Annotated in this window: 16 protein-coding genes; 9 read left to right on the top strand and 7 right to left on the bottom strand. The window is 66.1% G+C overall.

All coding sequences use genetic code 11. From position 1 onward, the window contains the following. Positions 1–24: 24 nt before the first annotated feature. The 4 genes from AC5RTS_RS14475 to AC5RTS_RS14460 all read left to right on the top strand — a co-directional run bounded on the left by AC5RTS_RS14475 (position 25) and on the right by AC5RTS_RS14460 (position 5,018). Positions 25–1,164 carry a histidinol-phosphate transaminase gene (locus AC5RTS_RS14475; RefSeq protein ID WP_493992709.1) on the top strand — a complete coding sequence of 380 codons (1,140 nt, stop codon included), beginning with the start codon at positions 25–27 and terminating at the stop codon, positions 1,162–1,164. A gap of 144 nt (positions 1,165–1,308) precedes the next feature. Continuing rightward, positions 1,309–2,520 carry a pyruvate dehydrogenase (acetyl-transferring) E1 component subunit alpha gene (gene pdhA / locus AC5RTS_RS14470; protein ID WP_493992708.1) on the top strand — a complete coding sequence of 404 codons (1,212 nt, stop codon included), beginning with the start codon at positions 1,309–1,311 and terminating at the stop codon, positions 2,518–2,520. Further along, on the top strand, positions 2,517–3,494 hold the full coding sequence (locus AC5RTS_RS14465; protein ID WP_493992707.1) for an alpha-ketoacid dehydrogenase subunit beta: 978 nt from the start codon (positions 2,517–2,519) through the stop codon (positions 3,492–3,494). The genes pdhA and AC5RTS_RS14465 overlap by 4 nt, the downstream gene beginning before the upstream one ends. Positions 3,495–3,545: 51 nt before the next feature. Beyond that, positions 3,546–5,018: a dihydrolipoamide acetyltransferase family protein gene (locus AC5RTS_RS14460; protein WP_493992706.1), complete on the top strand. Its 1,473-nt coding sequence runs from the start codon at positions 3,546–3,548 to the stop codon at positions 5,016–5,018. A gap of 8 nt (positions 5,019–5,026) precedes the next feature. On the opposite strand, the gene AC5RTS_RS14455 is transcribed toward AC5RTS_RS14460, so the two are convergent. Further along, positions 5,027–6,331: an aminotransferase-like domain-containing protein gene (locus tag AC5RTS_RS14455; RefSeq protein ID WP_493992705.1), complete on the bottom strand. Its 1,305-nt coding sequence runs from the start codon at positions 6,329–6,331 to the stop codon at positions 5,027–5,029. Positions 6,332–6,440: 109 nt separating this feature from the next. Continuing rightward, entirely contained in the window at positions 6,441–7,409 is a 969-nt protein-coding gene (locus AC5RTS_RS14450; RefSeq protein WP_493992704.1) for a helix-turn-helix transcriptional regulator, read from the bottom strand. Between the two features lie 476 nt (positions 7,410–7,885). On the opposite strand from AC5RTS_RS14450, the gene AC5RTS_RS14445 reads away from it, so the two are divergent. Continuing rightward, complete coding sequence (locus AC5RTS_RS14445) at positions 7,886–8,845, top strand: lantibiotic dehydratase C-terminal domain-containing protein (protein ID WP_493992703.1); 960 nt, start codon at positions 7,886–7,888, stop codon at positions 8,843–8,845. Between the two features lie 31 nt (positions 8,846–8,876). Next, positions 8,877–9,065 carry a hypothetical protein gene (locus AC5RTS_RS14440; RefSeq protein ID WP_493992702.1) on the top strand — a complete coding sequence of 63 codons (189 nt, stop codon included), beginning with the start codon at positions 8,877–8,879 and terminating at the stop codon, positions 9,063–9,065. 84 nt (positions 9,066–9,149) lie between these two features. Here AC5RTS_RS14440 and AC5RTS_RS14435 read toward each other — a convergent pair whose 3' ends face one another. After that, on the bottom strand, positions 9,150–9,707 hold the full coding sequence (locus AC5RTS_RS14435; RefSeq protein WP_493992701.1) for an NAD(P)H-dependent oxidoreductase: 558 nt from the start codon (positions 9,705–9,707) through the stop codon (positions 9,150–9,152). Positions 9,708–9,864: 157 nt separating this feature from the next. Continuing rightward, positions 9,865–10,353 carry a hypothetical protein gene (locus tag AC5RTS_RS14430; protein WP_493992700.1) on the bottom strand — a complete coding sequence of 163 codons (489 nt, stop codon included), beginning with the start codon at positions 10,351–10,353 and terminating at the stop codon, positions 9,865–9,867. Positions 10,354–10,641: 288 nt separating this feature from the next. Here AC5RTS_RS14430 and AC5RTS_RS14425 point away from each other — a divergent pair, with 288 nt between their 5' ends. After that, on the top strand, positions 10,642–11,976 hold the full coding sequence (locus AC5RTS_RS14425; protein WP_493992699.1) for an MFS transporter: 1,335 nt from the start codon (positions 10,642–10,644) through the stop codon (positions 11,974–11,976). Positions 11,977–12,029: 53 nt separating this feature from the next. Here AC5RTS_RS14425 and ald read toward each other — a convergent pair whose 3' ends face one another. Both ald and AC5RTS_RS14415 read right to left on the bottom strand, forming a co-directional pair. Then, positions 12,030–13,148 carry an alanine dehydrogenase gene (ald, locus tag AC5RTS_RS14420; RefSeq protein WP_493992698.1) on the bottom strand — a complete coding sequence of 373 codons (1,119 nt, stop codon included), beginning with the start codon at positions 13,146–13,148 and terminating at the stop codon, positions 12,030–12,032. Between the two features lie 108 nt (positions 13,149–13,256). Next, complete coding sequence (locus AC5RTS_RS14415; RefSeq protein ID WP_493992697.1) at positions 13,257–13,694, bottom strand: helix-turn-helix domain-containing protein; 438 nt, start codon at positions 13,692–13,694, stop codon at positions 13,257–13,259. 129 nt (positions 13,695–13,823) lie between these two features. On the opposite strand from AC5RTS_RS14415, the gene AC5RTS_RS14410 reads away from it, so the two are divergent. Then, the gene (locus AC5RTS_RS14410) at positions 13,824–14,948 is read left to right on the top strand and encodes an alcohol dehydrogenase catalytic domain-containing protein (protein ID WP_493992696.1); all 1,125 of its coding nucleotides are present in this window, start codon (positions 13,824–13,826) and stop codon (positions 14,946–14,948) included. Between the two features lie 38 nt (positions 14,949–14,986). After that, on the top strand, positions 14,987–16,039 hold the full coding sequence (locus AC5RTS_RS14405; protein WP_493992695.1) for an alpha/beta hydrolase: 1,053 nt from the start codon (positions 14,987–14,989) through the stop codon (positions 16,037–16,039). A gap of 52 nt (positions 16,040–16,091) precedes the next feature. Here AC5RTS_RS14405 and aceB read toward each other — a convergent pair whose 3' ends face one another. Then, positions 16,092–17,690 (bottom strand): malate synthase A, encoded by a 1,599-nt coding sequence (gene aceB / locus AC5RTS_RS14400; protein WP_493992694.1) that lies wholly within the window; start codon positions 17,688–17,690, stop codon positions 16,092–16,094. Positions 17,691–17,705 lie beyond the last annotated feature (15 nt).

Raw genomic sequence — 17,705 nt, 5'->3', positions numbered from 1 at the left:
AACGCGGCGTTTAGTGTTAACACCATGACCACTCCCGTGAATGACACCAACGCAGCTGAAGTTCCCGCACCCGGCATTTCACCCCGGCCCGTCCTGGATGAAATGCCCCGCTACACGGCGGGCAAGCCCCCGGTGGTTATCGACGGCCTGCAAAGCTACAAACTGTCCTCCAATGAGAACCCCTATCCGCCGCTTCCCTCGGTGTTGAAGGCGATTAACGACTCCGCGAACGTCAACCGGTATCCGGATCCGCTGTCCACCGCCCTGCGCAACGAACTGTCGGCCTTCCTGGACGTGCCGGCCGAGGACATTGTCACCGGCGGCGGAAGCCTGGGGGCCCTAAACCAGCTGCTGGCGACCTACGCCGGGCGGCACCCGCACGGAACCGCAGACGAGGTGATTTATCCCTGGCGGTCCTTCGAGGCATATCCCATCAGTGTTGGCCTGGCCGGAGCAGAAAGCGTGCAGGTCCCGCTCCGTGCCGACGGCACCCATGACCTGGATGCCATGGCAGCTGCGGTGACGGAACGGACCAGGGTCATCCTGCTCTGCACGCCGAACAACCCCACCGGGCCGGCGCTGACCACTGCGCAGGTGGAAGATTTCCTGGCAAAGATCCCCTCCCGCGTCATCGTGGTCATCGACGAAGCCTATGAGGACTTTGTCCGCGATCCCGACGCCGTGAACGGCATCGACATGTACCGCAAGCACCCCAACGTGGTGGTCCTGCGTACCTTCTCCAAGGGAGCGGGCCTGGCCGGTCTCCGGGTCGGCTATTCCGTGTCGCACCCCCCGGTCACCCAGTACTTGCGGGTGGCAGCCGTTCCGTTCGCCGTGTCCACGATCGCCGAACAGGCCGCCGTGGCATCCCTGCGCCATCACGATGAACTTGTGGAGAGAATACAAGGACTGGTGGCCGAACGGATCCGCGTGGTGGAGGGGCTCAAGTCGCTGGGCTGGTCTGTGCCGGACGCGCAGGGGAACTTTGTCTGGCTGGCCCTGGGGGAGAACACCCCCGAGTTTGCGGCGCTGGCGGAGCAACAGGCACTGGCGGTCAGGGCCTTCGGCACCGAAGGTGTGAGGGTCACCATTGGCGAAGCGGAAGCGAACAGTCGTTTCCTGTCAATCTGTGCGACTTATACAAAAGGCCCGCGGGTTTCCTAGCGTGTCTTGGGTAGGGCCGGAGGCCGCGCCGTCGTTAGGCTGTGGGAAGTAACTTCCACATATATGCGAAACGGGGAATGTATTCCCCGTGAGGCATATTTCTAGCGCCGGCGCGGCTTTTGGCCGTCCGGGCGAGGAGTAGGCATGGACGTAGGACACCTGCCGGCCAGTGAGTTCGACTCGGCCGGATTCGAGCAGACCCTCATGGGGTCTCCCGAGGCGAACCCTGTCCCCGACATGGTCCAGTTGCTCACCATCGACGGGGAAGTCCGTGAGGACCCCACCTACAGCAGCTACGTCGCGGACCTGACGGCCGATGAACTGCGGGGCTTTTACCGGGACATGTTCCTGGTCCGCCGGTTCGACGAGGAAGCAACCGCGCTGCAGCGCCAGGGCGAACTGGTGATGTGGGTGCCGATGACCGGCCAGGAAGGCGCCCAGATCGCCTCGGGCCGGGCCCTTATGCCGCAGGACTACGTGTTCCCCACCTACCGTGAGCACGGCGTCGCCTACACCCGCGGACTCGAACTCTCGCATCTGCTGCGGCGCTTCCGCGGCATTTCCCACGGCGGCTGGGACCCCCGGGAAGCGAATTTCCACCTCTACACCCTGGTCCTTGCCGCCCAGGTTCCGCACGCCGTCGGATACGCGATGGGGATGGCCCGGGACCGGCTGGTGAACCCGAAGCTTCCGGAAGCCGCCACGGTGGCCTACTTCGGTGACGGTGCAAGCTCCGAAGGCGATGTGCATGAAGCCATGGTCTTCGCCGCCTCCTACAACGCCCCGGTGGTCTTCTTCTGCCAGAACAACCACTGGGCCATCTCCGTTCCCACCGAGGTCCAGTCGAGGGTTCCGCTGGCCAACCGGGCCCGCGGTTACGGTTTTCCCGGAATCCGGGTGGACGGCAATGATGTGCTGGCTGTGCACGCGGTGACCCGGTGGGCGCTCGAACACGCCCGCTCCGGCGGCGGGCCGGTACTCATCGAGGCCTTCACCTACCGGATGAGCGCGCACACCACGGCGGATGACCCCACCAAATACCGGCTCAGCGCCGATGAGGAAGCCTGGCTGGACCGGGATCCGCTGCTCCGGCTGGAAAAACACCTCCGGAGCCGGGACCTGGTGGACGACGCGTTCTTCGAGGACCTTCGCGAGGAAGGCCGCAACATGGCCGTCCGGCTGCGCGAGAACGTTCAGGCCATGGAAGCGCCCGGGTTTGAGGACGCCTTCACGGATGTCTACGCCGAGGCGCACCCGCTGATCCGCGAGGAGCTTGACGCCCACCGCGCGTACGAGGCCGGCTTTGCCGATTCCGACGCCGATACCACCGCCGCTTCCCGGGAGCACACTGCATGAGCACCACCATGACCATGGCCAAGGCCATTAACGCCGGCCTGCGCGCAGCATTGGAGTCCCATCCGAACTCGCTGCTGATGGGCGAGGATATCGGTTCCCTCGGCGGCGTCTACCGGGTCACCGAAGGGCTGAAGGCGGACTTCGGCGCGGACCGCGTGATGGACACGCCGCTGGCCGAATCGGGCATCATTGGAACCGCCATCGGACTGGCGCTGCGCGGCTACCTGCCCGTCTGCGAAATCCAGTTCGACGGCTTCGTCTTCCCGGGCTTCAACCAGATCACCACGCAGCTGGCCAAGATGCACTCGCGCAGTGAAGGCAACCTCAGCGCCCCGGTGGTCATCAGGATTCCCTACGGCGGCGGCATCGGCTCCATCGAACACCATTCCGAATCGCCCGAGGCCCTGTTCGCCCACACCGCAGGCCTGCGCATCATCACGCCGTCGAACCCGCAGGACGCCTACTGGATGATCCAGCAGGCCGTGGCCTGCCAGGACCCGGTCATTGTCTTCGAACCCAAGCGCCGGTACTGGCTCAAGGGCGACGTCGACACCTCGGCACCCGCGTCGGACCCGTTCTCGGCGCAGATTGTTCGCGAAGGCACCGACGCCACCATCGTGACCTACGGCCCGCTGGTGCCCGTGGCCCTGGCGGCCGCAGCTGCCGCGGCGGAGGACGGCCGGTCGGTGGAGGTGGTGGACCTGCGGTCCATTTCCCCCATCGACTTCGACACCGTGACGGCATCGGTGAAGAAGACGGGCCGGTTGATCGTGACCCACGAGGCTCCGACCTTCGGCGGCATCGGCGGCGAGATCGCCGCACGGGTGGGGGAGCGGGCTTTCCTCTCGCTGGAAGCCCCGGTCCTCCGGGTCGGCGGGTTCCACATGCCCTATCCGGTCGCCAAGGTCGAGGAACACTACCTGCCGGACATTGACCGGCTGCTCGAGGCGCTGGACCGCTCCTTCGCCTACTGAGCGCGGCCGTGCCCCTTGCCCACCGTCCCCATCCCTGAAGATCGAGAAGCCATGACTGAAAAGACATTCAACCTGCCGGACGTGGGCGAAGGCCTGACCGAAGCCGACATAGTCGAGTGGAAGGTCAAGGCAGGCGACACCGTTGCCGTCAACGACGTCATCGTTGAAATTGAAACCGCAAAATCCCTGGTTGAGCTGCCCTCTCCCTATGCCGGCACCGTGGCGTCACTCCTGGTCCGCGAAGGGGAAACCGTCGACGTCGGCACGCCCATCATCAGCGTGGCGGTCGACGGCGGGACGCCCGGAGACGGTCGCGGCGGCACCGACCGTGAGGGTGCCGATCCGGTTCCTGCGGCACGGACGCAGGAACAGGCTCCGGCGGACTCCGCGCCCGAAGCGCCGTCCGCGTCCCTGACCGGCACAGGTCCCAAGCCGGACGCCGTCAAACGCCGCCCGCGGCGTCGATCGGCCGTGCCGGCGACCACTGCCTCCAGGGCACCCGCTGCGCCTGCCGCAGCACCACCGGCCACGCCTGCGGCGGCCCACGCCCCTGCCCCTGAACAGCGGACACAGGCATCCCGGACCCCCGAGGCCACTCCGGCAGCAGCCGCCGCAGCCGCTGTCCAGGACCGGGTGAACCGGCTGATTCAGCGGGTGCTGGCCAAGCCGCCGGTGCGGAAAGCCGCCAAGGATCTGGGCATTAACCTGGCCGATGTTCCCGCCACCGGTGCCGGCGGCGAGGTGACCAAGCAGGACCTGATCAGCTACCAGGCCCAGCGCGAGGCGGAGCGGGAGTCGGCGCCGCTGTTCTGGACTCCCGGGGGAGCGCAGGAGTCCCGGATTGAGCGGATTCCGGTGAAGGGTGTCCGCCGGGCCACCGCCAAGGCGATGGTGGCCAGCGCCTTCAGTGCACCGCACGTGAGCATCTTCGTGGATGTGGATGCCTCCCGCACCATGGAGTTCGTCAAGCGCCTGAAGGCCTCCAAGGATTTCGAGGGCATCAGGGTCTCCCCGCTGCTGATCCTCGCCCGGGCGGTCATCTGGGCTGCTGCCCGCAACCCCTCCGTCAACGCCACCTGGGCGGGCGATGAAATCCTGGTCAAGCACTTCATGAACCTTGGCATCGCCGCGGCAACGCCCCGCGGCCTCATGGTGCCCAATATCAAGGACGCACAGGATCTCTCCCTCAAGGAGCTCGCAGTGGCGCTGAATTCCCTGGCCTCCACCGCCCGCGAGGGCAGGACGCCGCCGGCAGACATGCAGGGCGGAACCCTGACCATCACGAACATCGGGTCGCTGGGCATTGATACCGGCACCCCGATCATCAACCCCGGCGAAGTGGCGATTGTCGCCTTTGGCACCATCAAACAGAAGCCGTGGGTGGTCGATGGGGAAGTGGTTCCCCGCTGGATCACCACCCTGGGCGGATCCTTTGACCACCGGGTGGTCGACGGCGACCTCTCGGCACGGTTCATGGCCGACGTGGCGTCAATCCTGGAGGAACCGGCCCTGCTCCTGGATTAGCGGAATCCCTAGCCTGCGGGGTGCACCTGCGCCTTGTCGACGGCGGCCCTCAGGATCGGGGCCAGCCGGCGTACTCCTTCGTGGATGTCCTCCGCGGAGACGGCGCTGAAGGCCAGCCGCAGCTTGTTCGAGGGCCCTTCCCCGGGCGTGAAGGCCGCTCCGGGGATAAAGACCGTGCCGGCGTCGATCGCCTCGTAAAGTAGGGGATAGGTGTCCACGCCCTCGGGCAGGGTCACCCAGATGAAGAATCCGCCATCGGGGCGGGTCCACGAGACATCCTCCGGCAGGTGTTCCTCCAGGGCGGCAAGCATCGTGGCACAGCGTCCGGCATAGAGCTCCCGGGAGTCCCGGATATGGCCCATCCAGTCATACTCGCGCAGGTACGCGGACACCAGCATCTGGGTCAGCGGGGAGGGGCACAGGACCACCGCCTCGCAGGCCAGGTAGAAGCGCCGGTACAGGTGCCGCGGCACCAGGGCCCAACCCAGCCGGACACCGGGAGCGAAGATCTTGGAGAAGGACCCAAGGTACAGAACATCCTGCGGATTGCCCGCACGCAGGGGGCGCAGCGGCCCGCCGTCAAAGCGCAGCAGCCCGTACGGGTTGTCTTCGAGGATGAGAATGTTGTGCCGGCTGCAGATGTCCACCACTGACTGCCGCCGGGCCTCGGTAAGCGTCACGCCGCTGGGGTTGTTGAAGCTGGGGATGGTGTACAGCAGCTTGATGGTCTTGCCCTCCGCGTGCAGCGCGCGGATCTGCTGCTCCAGGGCCTCGGGCACCAGGCCGTCGGCGTCCATCGGGACGGTGCGCACATCCACTTCATAGGCCTCAAAGGCATTGAGGGCACCGACGTACGTGGGATCCTCGCAAAGAATGACGTCCCCGGGATCGCAGAACACCTTGGCTGCAACGTCCTGGGCTGACTGGGAGCCGGTGGTGATGACGATGTCCGCCGGATCGGCGTCCAAAATTCCTTCAGCGGCCATCACCTCGCAGGCCTGCCGGCGCAATTCCTCCATGCCCTGGCCGCCGCCGTACTGCAGCGCCTCCAAGCCGTGGGTGCTGATGATCTGCTGGGCAGTCCTGCCCAGGTCCTCCAACGGCAGCGACTTCAGGTACGGGCTGCCGCCGGCGAGCGAAATAAGGCCGGGCTGGATGGAGATGTCAAAGACGTCCCGGACCGCCGACTGCTTGATGTGGAAGGCCCGGTTTGAAAAAAGCACCTCGTGCCGGTGGGCGTCGGCGGCACGCTCCAGTGCGGCCATGGTGTCAACCGGCAGTTCTGCGGCAGTGGAGAATTCCTCGCGGGTCATGCGCCCAATGCTAACCCTCTTGGTTGACCGTTAGGCAACAGCTGTTGCCTGCCGATACATGGGTGTCGGAAGAGGCGCAGCTCCGGCCCTGACCCATCGGCTGTGCGGGTCAGATCCAGCCCGCTTTGTGCGCCTTGATCCCCGCCTGGAACCGGCTTTCGGCGCCGAGTTCCTCCAGCATCCACGCGATGTGCCGCCGGCAGGTCCGGACGCTGATGCCGACGCGGCGGGCGATCGCCTCGTCCGAATGGCCGGCTGCCAGGGCGGTGAGAACGGAGCGCTGTGTGCTGGTGAGTTCCTCCCTGCCCGGGCTCTCCGTCAGGAACGGCTCCGCCAGTCCCCAGGCAAACTCAAAGAGCAGGCTGAAGATGCGGATCAGGTTGGGATCCCGCACCACCAGCCCGGCCATGTCGCCGGGATGGAGCTGCCGGGCCACCACAGCCACCTTTTCGTCGAAGATCAGGGTGCGCAGAGGCATGTACGGCAGGGTACGAAACTGTCCGCCCGCTTCCGTGATGGTTTCCACGGCCTTGCGCGTGGGGACATGGTCCCGGGTGCTGGAATGGTAAAGCGTCTGGCGCCGGACGCCGCTGCGCAGCAGGTCCAGATCCTTCTGCACGCTGTCCTCGTGAATGTCGGCATTGGCGCCCTGCCCGGGGCGCGCAATCAGGACGCGGTCCGTGGCGCTGCGCCCGTATTCGATCAGCACGCGCTGGACCTTCTCCTGGTCCTCCACCACTTCCACCGAAGCATCCGCGGCCAGGCGCTTGCGGGCCTCGGCATAGGCGGGCGTCAGCGCGGCCATTTCCCGTCTGCGGGCATTGATTCGCCCGCGCAGCTCCAGCAGTGCCCGCTCATCGGGATCCACTAGTTCCGCCAGTGCCACCTCCGGAGAGACTGCCGTGTAGCTGGGACAGTCGGCCTGCTGCTTGAGCAGCAGGCAGCGCGAGGTCAGCTCGGTGATGGCAGCATCGATGACGCGGCTGGTATACCCCAGGGCTTCCGAGGCCTCTTCAGCCGTCCACCCAGGACGGCTGACGGCAAATCGGTAAACATCCAGAGAAGCATGAGACAGCACGGCGGATCCTTTCAATGCAGCAAGCTGACCTCCCCCATCCACACCCTACCCAGCAGGCGGCGCGTGTGGGCCGCTCGTGACAAAAGTGTTTTGTGTCTACAACACACTAGGAAATGACGGACATGGCCGGTTAATGCCACCTATTTGCCTGGCTGCGTCCGGCTGCAGGAAGGCCGCTATCACGCCGCACTGCCACAGGAATCCGGGAAAAGGCGGCCGGCCCCGGGTCCGGAAGCGGACATGTCCGGAACCGGGCACCGGAGGGTATTTACAGTCCGCGTGATGCCGGGGGAAGCTTTCGGAGTCAATCAAGGCGCCGGCTGGGTTTCAGCCAGAAGAGACACAAGGGGGATAGCCATCATGATGAAGAGCTGGGATTGGTTCTAACCGTCGGCCCCCAGCGGGCTGATCACGGATAACAACAATGCAAGGCCGCTCCAGCGGCGGTAACCAATACCCCGAGGGGAAAGACGCTTATGAGTCAGCTAGCTGCAGTTCGACCAGCCTCACGGACGCAAACCGGCACTCATTGGTGGTCTCTCTCCATCCATACCGGGGGCTTCGATGTAGCGGACGGCATCATTGGAGAGCTGGTTACCCCGCTGGCGGCTCAGGCACAGATTCTGGGGGCGCAGCGCTGGTATTTCACCCGGTGCGCGGACCCGGCACACGCCCACGTGAAGTTGAAAGTGTTGGCCGGCATGGACACCCTGGACCGGCTGCAGTCGCTGTTGGCGGCGCTGCAGAACCAGTCCAGTGGTGTCCTCGGCCATCTTGAAACCACTGTGCAGATTACCGAGCCCGCCACCGATCGGTTGAGCCCCGGAGGCGGAGAGCCGCAGGATCCCCGCGTGGAGGCGGACCTGGCCAAGTACGGCGGCGTGGAGGGTCTTTCCCTCGCCGAAGAGGTCTTTGAGCTTTCCTCGGACTTGGCCAGCTGGGCGACAGCCCGCTTTCCCAAGGTCCAGAACCGCTGGGCCCTGGGCTCGCTGCTTCTTTTCGACGCAGCCAGAAGCATGATGAAGGGTCCGCGGGCGTCAGCCTGGCCGGACCGGCGCCGGCTTTCCTGGGACTACTACTGGGACAGCCACCTGCGCAGCTGCACCGCCGGATTCGGGCCGCGTGCAGCGGGTGTCCGGCAGGCAATGTCGGTCCAGGTGGGTGCGAAAGTCATGCCGACACACAGGTTGATGGCGGCGACGGCGGCGGAATCCGCGGTGGAGAACTGGCGGCGCCGCTGGTTCCGCGGGATCGATACGTACCTGTACCGGGCGGATAAGGCCAGGCTCAGCCGAAGCGCACAGCACCTGACTGTCTATCAGGCACACATGCTCTTGAACCGGCTAGGTTTGAGCCTGCGTGAGGAGGCCGCCATGGGACTTTACGCGCGTACATGGAGCCCGGAGCGCGAATCGGTGCTGCTGGACAAACGCTGATCCGGCGGGACAAGGGAAGGGGGCCCGTACAGTGGCCGATCAAGAAGAAGTAGTTGTTGCGCAGGCCCACGAGTTGGGGTCCGTACTCGGATGTTCCGAAGACCTGCTCGCTGATATGAGGGACAGCGGTGTCCTTGAGCCCTTCGGTGAGGCCTGGAACGTCGGACCGGCCCGCGAATATCTTCGGGATGCTGCCTGGGCCGACCAGGTCTGGTACTAGCGCAACAAACGTGCAGAACAGGAAGGGGACGAACCGCAACCGGTTCGTCCCCTTCCTTTTGCGGTGCCTGAGACTGAGGAACTCCTAGGCCACGGAAACGGAGGCGTCTGCCAGCACGCGGACGGCCTCGTTGAGCTGGGCGACGGTCTCGGCGTCATCCCTGGGGTGCAGTTCCGCGTAACGGGTTACTGAACTGCCGATGGCCAGGCGGACCTCTTCGACCACGCGGGCGCCGGCAATACCGACGGACTTGCGGGCGTCATCCTGTGCCCAGACGCCGCCGTACTGGCCGAATGCGGCGCCAATGACGGCAGTCGGCATCCCGGAAATGGGGCTGGCACCGAAAGGCCGGGAGAGCCAGTCGATCGCGTTCTTGAGGACGGCAGGCATGGTGCCGTTGTATTCGGGGCTGATCAGCAGCAGGCCGTCGGATGCGGCGGCAGCGTTGCGGAGGGCCTGTGCGGGCTCGGGAATGGATCCCTCGACGTCAATGTCCTCGTTGTAGAACGGGATCTCGCCAAGCCGGTCAAAGATCTGGACCTCGACGCCTTCCGGAGCACCCGCCGCAGCGGTTTCGGCTAGCTGGCGGTTAACGGAACCGGCGCGCAGGCTGCCGACGAGGGTCAGGATTGTGGTGCTCAAAGTTTGGAACTCCTGTCTTGCCGCGCCGTCTGGCTGTGGCGCGGACGCGAATAACCTTTCAGCCCCAAAACGCACTGGATCCGCTTTTTATTCCCGAACGTCTTGCGTTCGCCTCCGCAAGGGCGTAATGCAGCCGGCGAATGAGCGCGATGCCGGTCTAGCGGTCCCTCTGCCCGGTGCCGTCCGGCCGTTCAATTCCGAGGGAAGTAATCAGGGAACGGAGGGCCCTGCGCAGCTCTTGGCTGTCCTCGGCGTCAAGGGTGATTTCCGCCTCGGCCAGTCTGGCGCACTCAATGACCTGCCGGCCCGCGTCTGTGATGCCCCAGACGCCGGATTCGTTGCACGCGGCGTATCCCGAAGACTGCAGAGCTGCCAGATCCGAGCGCAGGGAACCGGGTTGCCCGGTTGAGCCGGCCAGCGCGGTTTCGTCCGCCGCGGACAGGGCAAGCCGGGTGAGCAGTGAATGCAGGTTCCGCGTGAGGCCAAACCTTTCAAGAGCACAGTCGGAGGCCACATGGGTTACGTGGGCCGCCGCGGAAAGCAGGCGGGGAAAATATCCGGGCGTCGGCGCAGCGTCCTGCGCAGAGTCATTAGTGTCCGGCACACGCGCAACCGTGTCCGGCTCGTCGTCCGGCTCGTTACTCACAGCGCCCGCACCAGGGGGCGGGGGCCGGTGCAACCGGTCGGAGCGGGAAATGTCCCGGGAAGGAACCTACGGGACGCGTCAACAGGGCAGACGTGGGGAAACAGCACGGATTCCTCGGGGGGTGCAGGAGCAGATAGGCAAAAGCCACGGGCCGCGTCTTGACCACAGGAAATGGTAGAGCGGAACCGCTGTTTCCACCAACTGCGCATCCCGGATGGCAGTGCCTGAAGGCGGACATAGATGGACATCGAATCTTTATGTGGCGCTGGTCTCAGTTAGCGTTATCTGATGCACATCAAGGACCGGATCGAAGAAGCCCGGATGAGTCCCCGGCAGGTGGCCATTATTGCCATCTGCACAGCCCTGTACATGATCGACGGTTTTGACGTCCTGGTCATGGCATTCACTGCCAGCCATGTGGAGGCGGAATGGGGGTTGAACGGCGCGCAGCTGGGCTACCTGCTGAGCGCCGCATTGGTGGGAATGGCCATCGGGTCGATCTTCGTCTCTACCGTTGCCGACATCATCGGCCGTCAGAAAACCCTGCTGATCGGCGTCTGCATTGTCGCCCTGGGCATGCTCGCCTCCTTCTTCGCCCCCAGCTACGCCGTACTGATTGCCCTGCGCTTCATAACCGGCATCGCCATTGGCACCCTGCAGGCAACCATCAACGTCTTTGCCTCCGAATTCTCCAACGCCAAACGCCGCTCCACGGCGCTGGCCATCGTGAGCATCGGCCAGCCGGTCGGCGGCGTCCTTGGCGGGATCGCCACCGGGGTGCTGATCAGCCAGTACGGCTGGCGCTCGGCGTTCCTGTTCGGCGCCGTCGTCACCTTCCTGATGATTCCCCTGGTGATGAAGGTCTTCCCGGAATCCGTGGATTACCTGCTGGTGCGCCGGCCCGCCGGTGCGCTGGAACGGGTTAACCGCAGCCTGCGAGCCATCGGCCAGCCCGTTGTGGAGGAGCTGCCGGAACCGGTGCACCAGGAGCACCGCAAATCCCGTTTCGCCGACGTCCTCACCGGTTACAACGCCCGGCGGACCATCCTGCTCGCGCTGGCCTATTTCATCCTGATGGCCAGTTTCTACTTCGCGAACTCCTGGACACCGAAACTGATCACCGCCAGCGGCTTCTCCGCCCAGGACGGGATCAACGCGGGCATCCTCTTCAGCGTGGGCGCGATTGTGGGTGCGGTGATGCTGGGCCTGTTCGGCGCGCGCTTCCCCATGCGGAAGGTCCTGGCGGTCTTCTTCGTCATCGGGGCGGCTACGTTTGTGGTGTTCGCCAACTCCACGACCGGCTCGCTCGGCTGGGCACTGTTTGCCGCGGCATTCGTCGGCTTCGGAGCCAACGCGCCGATCGCCGGCATGCTGGCCATCAGCCCCACCTACTACACCAGCGAGGTGCGCGGCACGGCACTCGGCCTGGTAATCGGTATGGGCCGGGTGGGCGCCATAGTGTCACCGATCCTGGCCGGTGCCCTGATCGACGGCGGCTGGACCCCCGGCGACCTGTACTTCCTGTTCGTGATTCCCATGGCGCTGGGCGCCGTCGTCATCTCGCTTCTGGGCAAGCCGGTGCTGCGCGGACCAGCCGCCAAGGCGGATGTTCCGGTGCACTAGACGGATCCCGCGCGGCTCTGTTCCCGGGACGGAAACAGAGCCGCGCCGGGGACTTACGAGTTGACCAGCTCAGGCCAGTCCGAAGCCAACTCCAGCCCATGGGCCGCGGAGACGGAGGAATGGGTGACCCGGCCGCCGGCGATGTTCAGGCCGTGGGCCAGCTCGGGATACCGCTCGAAAGCGCCGGTGACCCCGCGGTCGGCCAGGGCGACGGCGTAGGGCAGGGTCACATTGGTCAGGGCGTAGGTGGACGTGTTCGGCACAGCGCCGGGCATGTTTGCCACGCAGTAGAACAGCGATCCGTGTACCCGGAACGTCGGATCCTCATGCGTGGTGGGGTGGCTGTCCTCGAAGCAGCCGCCTTGGTCCACAGCGATATCGACCAGGACACTGCCGGGCTTCATCCGCGCCACCATGGCATTGGTGACCAGCTTCGGGGCCTTGGCCCCGGGGATCAGCACGGAACCGATCACCAGGTCAGCGTCCACCACGGCACGTTCAATCTCGAACGCGTTGGAGGCCACCGTCTTGATTCTCCCTGCGTACTGCGCATCCAGTTCCCGCAACCGGTCAATGTTGATGTCCAGGACGGTGACGTCGGCATGGGTGCCGACGGCGGCTGCGGCGGCGTTGGTGCCGGCCACGCCGGCCCCCAGCACCACCACCTTGGCGGGGCGGACTCCCGGTACTCCGCCCAGCAGCAGCCCCGGGCCGCCGGCGGGGGCCATCAGGGACTGCGCTCCCACCTGGACCGAAAGGCGCCCGGCCACTTCGGACATGGGTGCCAGCAGGGGCAGCGCCCGGCCCCGCTGCACGGTTTCATAGGCGATGGCCGTGACGCCGGATTCCACCAGGGCAGAGGTCAGCTCAGCTTCCGCAGCTAGGTGGAGGTAGGTGAAGAGAATGAGGCCGGGCCGGAAATGGCGGTACTCGGAGGCGATGGGTTCCTTCACCTTGAGGATCATGTCGGACTGGGACCAGACATCGTCGGCTGAGTCCAGGATCCGCGCTCCGGCTGCGGCGTACTCCGCGTCGGAGATGTTTGAACCGGTGCCGGCACCGCTTTGTACCAGCACCTGGTGGCCGTGGGTGAGGAGCTCGTGCACTCCGGAGGCGGTGATTGCTACGCGGAATTCATTGTTCTTGATTTCCTTGGGGATACCGATGATCACAGTATTGCTCCGTCAGTAGGGTCAGCCGGCGGGGTGTCCGCCGACACAGCCCCAGCATAGATCCCCGGCCCCTCTTGCGGGCACATGTATCCGCTGCCGGTTGGCGGATCAGCTGTCCGCTGCGGCCTGCCCGCCGGTTTCCCGTGCCGCTTTGGCGGCACTCTGGGATTCCAGCCAGGCCTGGACGTCTTCCATCCGGATGCGGCGGTGCGAACCGCGGTACTGCACCGGGATGATGCCGGCATCGGTCAGGTTCCGCAGGTAGGTGTGCGAGATACCGGCAGCGGCAGCCGCCTGGGAAGTGGTCAGCAGCGGCACCGGACCGGCGGGAAGCGGAGGGTCCGCCGGGGCGGGTGTGGAAATCTTCACGGCCTCGCCCCGGGCCAGGCGGGAGAGCAGGTCCAGCACCGCGTCCCTGCCGGCATCCGGCAGCCGGAGGGCGGTTCCGTCCACGAAGACAGTGACGTCGCCGGCGGCCAGCGCGCGCTTCAAGGCAAGGGTGTCTTTGTCCGGCAGTGCCGGAATGATCCTGGAACTCTCACTCATGACTTCATCTTGCCAAAGGTTTCCCGCACCGAAGCTCACTGGCGGCGTGTTGACGGTCCGGACGTGGTGGAATAGGTGCGGAAACCGCCGGACCGGCGGCGCAAAAGCACAAAACTCAAGGGAGAGTTCATGGGTAAGGGCACCAGATCCATCCGGGGCGCAGTCCTGGAAACCATGGGCGCCCAGCGCCCCTATGCCGGCTCCCGGCCCGTGGCGGTGCGCGAGCTGGAACTGGATCCGCCGGGTCCGGGGGAGATCCTGGTCCGGATCGAGGCGGCCAGCCTCTGCCACTCGGACCTGTCCGTGGTCAACGGAAGCCGGGTACGGCCGTTACCCATGCTGCTCGGGCATGAGGCGGCGGGCAGGGTGCAGGAACTGGGTGAGGGGGTGGAGGACCTCGCTGTTGGCCAGCGGGTGGTGATGGCCTTCCTGCCGCGCTGCGGCGAGTGCGCCGGCTGCCGGACGGACGGCAAAATGCCCTGCATTCCCGGCAGCGCGGCCAATAACGCCGGCACGCTGCTCGGTGGCGGGATGCGGCTGCATTACCCCGACGGCGGGGAGGTGCGCCACCACCTGGGCGTTTCCGGATTCGCGACCCACGCGGTGGTCAACCGGAAGTCGGTGGTGCCGGTGGAGGACGATATCCCGCCGCAGGTGGCCGCCCTGCTGGGCTGTGCCGTCCTGACCGGCGGCGGAGCCGTGCTGAACCCCGCGCGTCCGGGCCGGGACGACGACGTCGCAATTGTCGGGCTCGGAGGTGTGGGCATGGCGGCCCTCCTCACGGCCCTGTCGCTGGACGTGCGCACCGTCATCGGCATCGACGCGCTGCCGGAAAAACTCCTCCGGGCCAAGGAACTGGGCGCGGACGCGGTGTATACTCCGCAGGAGGCGATTGATGCCGGCATCCGTCCCGCACTGGTGATCGAAGCGGCCGGACATCCCGGGGCCTTCGAAACAGCGGTGCGGATCACCGCGCCCGGTGGCACCACCGTGACCGTGGGCCTTCCCGGCCCTGACCAGACCTCGGAAATCACTCCGCTGACGCTCACGGCCGAGGCGCGGACCATCATTGGCAGTTACCTCGGCTCGGCTGTGCCCGCACGCGACATTCCGGTGTACGCGCAGCTCTGGCGGGAGGGAAGGCTCCCGGTGGAGGAACTGGTTTCTTCCACCATCGCGCTGGAGGACATCAACGCTGCGATGGATACCCTGGCGGACGGCCACGCGATCCGCCAGGTGATTCTTTTTGACTAGCGGTACCGGACCCGTCGCAGGAAGGCAGGCGGCACGGGATGAATGAGCCCGCGGACGCGATGCCGGAACCACAGGGGTGGCGTCCGGACATCCTGGGGGAGGGGTTCGAGCAGCTGACCCTGCCGCTCCCCGGCGGCTCGGTGGCCACACTCGTGCGCTATGTTCCCCCGGACCCTCATCCCCGGGAACCGGTTCCGGCGGCGGATTCCGGGCTTCCGGCCGACGTCCCGGCTGACGTGCTGTATGTGCATGGCTGGTCGGACTACTTTTTCCAGACCGAGCTGGCCCGCTACTGGGCAGGACAGGGGGCCCGCTTCTTCGCGGTGGACCTGCATAATTACGGGCGCAGTCTCCGGCCGGGGCAGGAACCCGGCTTTGCCCGGAGCCTCACGGAGTATGACGCCGATCTGGAGGCGGCGCTGCAGGCCATGGGCCAGGACCGGCCGGGGGCGGCCCCGCTGATCCTGCTCGGGCATTCCACCGGGGGACTGACCCTGGCCACCTGGGTATACCGGCATCCGGGACGGACGGCGGCCCTGATCCTGAACAGTCCCTGGCTGGAATTCCAGGCCACCGAACTGGGCCGGCGCATGATGTCTCCGCTGGTCAGCCTCCAGGCGCAGCGCAGGCCCCGCGCCCTGTTCCCTCCGGTTGATCCGGGGATTTACACCAGGACGGTCTCCGCAGCCTTCGGCGGGGAATGGCACTACAACACGGACTGGCGCCCGGTGCGCGGCTTTCCCGTTACGGTGGCTTTCCTTGACGCCGTCTTTTCCGCCCAGGCCACCGTGGCGGCCGGGCTCCGGTTGGAGGTGCCCGTACTGGTGCTGCTCTCGGATAAGAGTTACCTGCACCCGCGGTGGTCTGAGGCCGCGGAGCGCTCCGACGTCGCCCTGGACGTCAATGTGGTGGCCCACCGGGCGCTGTCGCTGGGCTCTACGGTCAGCATTGTGCGGATCACCAACGCCATGCACGACGTGTTCCTGTCCGCACCGGCTGCCCGGGCGAAGGCCTACGCGGCCATGACCCGCTGGGGCAGCGGCTACCTTCGGGTTCCGCCGCAAAGAGCAGCGGAACCCGAAGCGCCGTGACGCTGAAAACCTCCGGACCGAACCGTGCCGATCCGGCCGGCGGCGTGTCCGGTTAGTCGATCAGCTCGTACGCAGGCAGCGTCAGGAAGTCCGGGTAATCCTCGGAAAGGCTGATCTCGCCGATCATGCGGCTGGCCGGTTCGAAGTACGCCGTGAACATTTCCTCCGAGACCTCGCCGCGCAGGCGTTCGGTTTCCTCGGCGAGGATCCGGCTGACCAGTTCCTCCGTCACCGTCTCGCCGGTGTCCTCGAGCACCACGTTGTTGCGTACCTGCTGCCAGACCTGGGACCGGGAGATTTCCGCCGTCGCCGCGTCTTCCATCAGGTTGCGGATGGCCACTGCGCCGTTGCCGGAGAGCCAGATGGCCACGTAGTTGACGGCCACGTAGAGGTTGGACCGCAGCCCGGCCTCGGTGATGGAGCCGCCGGCGGTGCTGACATCCAGCAGGTCCGTGGCGGTCACGGAGACATCGTCGCGCTGGCGGTCCACCTGATTGGGCTTCTCGCCCAGCACGCCGTCGAAAACGTCCTTGCAGGTGGCGACCAGGTCCGGGTGAGCCACCCACGAGCCGTCGAAACCGTCGCCGGCTTCGCGCGTCTTGTCGGCCTTGACCTTCTCCAGGGCGGCGGCAGTGGTTTCCGGTTCGCGGCGGTTCGGGATGAATGCGGCCATGCCGCCCATGGCAAAGGCCCCGCGGCGGTGGCAGGTTTTCACCAGCAGCTCGGTGTAGGCCCGCATAAACGGTGCCGTCATGGTGACGTCGGCGCGGTCCGGCAGCAGGAAGGACTTTCCTGCATCGCGGAAGACCTTGATCATGCTGAACAGGTAATCCCAGCGGCCGGCGTTCAGGCCCGAGGCGTGGTCACGCAGTTCGTAAAGGATCTCGTCCATCTCGAAGGCTGCCGGGATGGTCTCAATCAGCACCGTGGCGCGGACCGACCCGTGGGGTACGCCCACGTACTCCTCGGCGAAGGTGAAGACGTCGTTCCACAGCCGGGCTTCAAGGTGGCTTTCCATCTTGGGCAGGTAGTAGTACGGGCCCTGGCCGTTCTCGAGCAGCTGCTTGGCGTTGGCGAAGAAGTGCAGGCCAAAGTCCACCAGCGCGCCCACGGCGGGTTCGCCGTCGATCAGCACATGCTTCTCGGGCAGGTGCCAGCCGCGCGGGCGCATCACGACGACGGCCAGCGGGGCATCGTCGCGCAGCTTGTATTCCTTGCCCTCGGGGGAGGTGAAGGAAAGGTCCCCGCGGGCAGCGCGGTAGAGGTTCACCTGGGAGTCCACCACGTTGTGCCAGGTGGGGGTGCAGGCATCCTCAAGGTCTGCGAGCCACACCTTCGCGCCGGAGTTCAGCGCATTGATGGCCATCTTCGCGGGGGAGGCCGGGCCGGTCATCTCCACGCGGCGGTCCTGCAGCGCGGCCGGGGCCTGGGCTACCTTCCAGTCGCCGTTGCGCACATCGGCTGTCTCGGGCAGGAAATCCAGCGTGCCGGAGGCCGCAACCTCGCGGCGGCGGACGGTGCGGGCAGCGAGGCGCTCGTCGCGGGTGCTGCGGAAGCGGCGGTGGAGTTCCTCGATGAATTCCAGTGCCTCGGGGGTCAGGATCTGCTCCGCTCCCTCTGCGGGTGAGGGATCGGTTACTTCAATGGCCATGATGATTCTCCCTGT

Source organism: Arthrobacter sp. MDT1-49-2 (assembly GCF_059090185.1).
The sequence above is the reverse complement of the archived record's forward strand: the minus strand, read 5'-3'. Positions and strand labels throughout refer to the sequence as shown.

Excerpts from the sequence above, each read along its gene's own strand:
- AC5RTS_RS14415 (WP_493992697.1), bottom strand. The coding sequence starts at position 13,694 with ATGAGTGAGAGTTCCAGGATCATTCCGGCACTGCCGGACAAAGACACC.
- AC5RTS_RS14445 (WP_493992703.1), top strand. The coding sequence starts at position 7,886 with ATGAGTCAGCTAGCTGCAGTTCGACCAGCCTCACGGACGCAAACCGGC.
- AC5RTS_RS14455 (WP_493992705.1), bottom strand. The coding sequence starts at position 6,331 with ATGACCCGCGAGGAATTCTCCACTGCCGCAGAACTGCCGGTTGACACC.
- AC5RTS_RS14460 (WP_493992706.1), top strand. The coding sequence starts at position 3,546 with ATGACTGAAAAGACATTCAACCTGCCGGACGTGGGCGAAGGCCTGACC.
- AC5RTS_RS14465 (WP_493992707.1), top strand. The coding sequence starts at position 2,517 with ATGAGCACCACCATGACCATGGCCAAGGCCATTAACGCCGGCCTGCGC.
- aceB (WP_493992694.1), bottom strand. The coding sequence starts at position 17,690 with ATGGCCATTGAAGTAACCGATCCCTCACCCGCAGAGGGAGCGGAGCAG.
- AC5RTS_RS14405 (WP_493992695.1), top strand. The coding sequence starts at position 14,987 with ATGAATGAGCCCGCGGACGCGATGCCGGAACCACAGGGGTGGCGTCCG.
- AC5RTS_RS14425 (WP_493992699.1), top strand. The coding sequence starts at position 10,642 with ATGCACATCAAGGACCGGATCGAAGAAGCCCGGATGAGTCCCCGGCAG.
- AC5RTS_RS14410 (WP_493992696.1), top strand. The coding sequence starts at position 13,824 with ATGGGTAAGGGCACCAGATCCATCCGGGGCGCAGTCCTGGAAACCATG.
- pdhA (WP_493992708.1), top strand. The coding sequence starts at position 1,309 with ATGGACGTAGGACACCTGCCGGCCAGTGAGTTCGACTCGGCCGGATTC.
- AC5RTS_RS14475 (WP_493992709.1), top strand. The coding sequence starts at position 25 with ATGACCACTCCCGTGAATGACACCAACGCAGCTGAAGTTCCCGCACCC.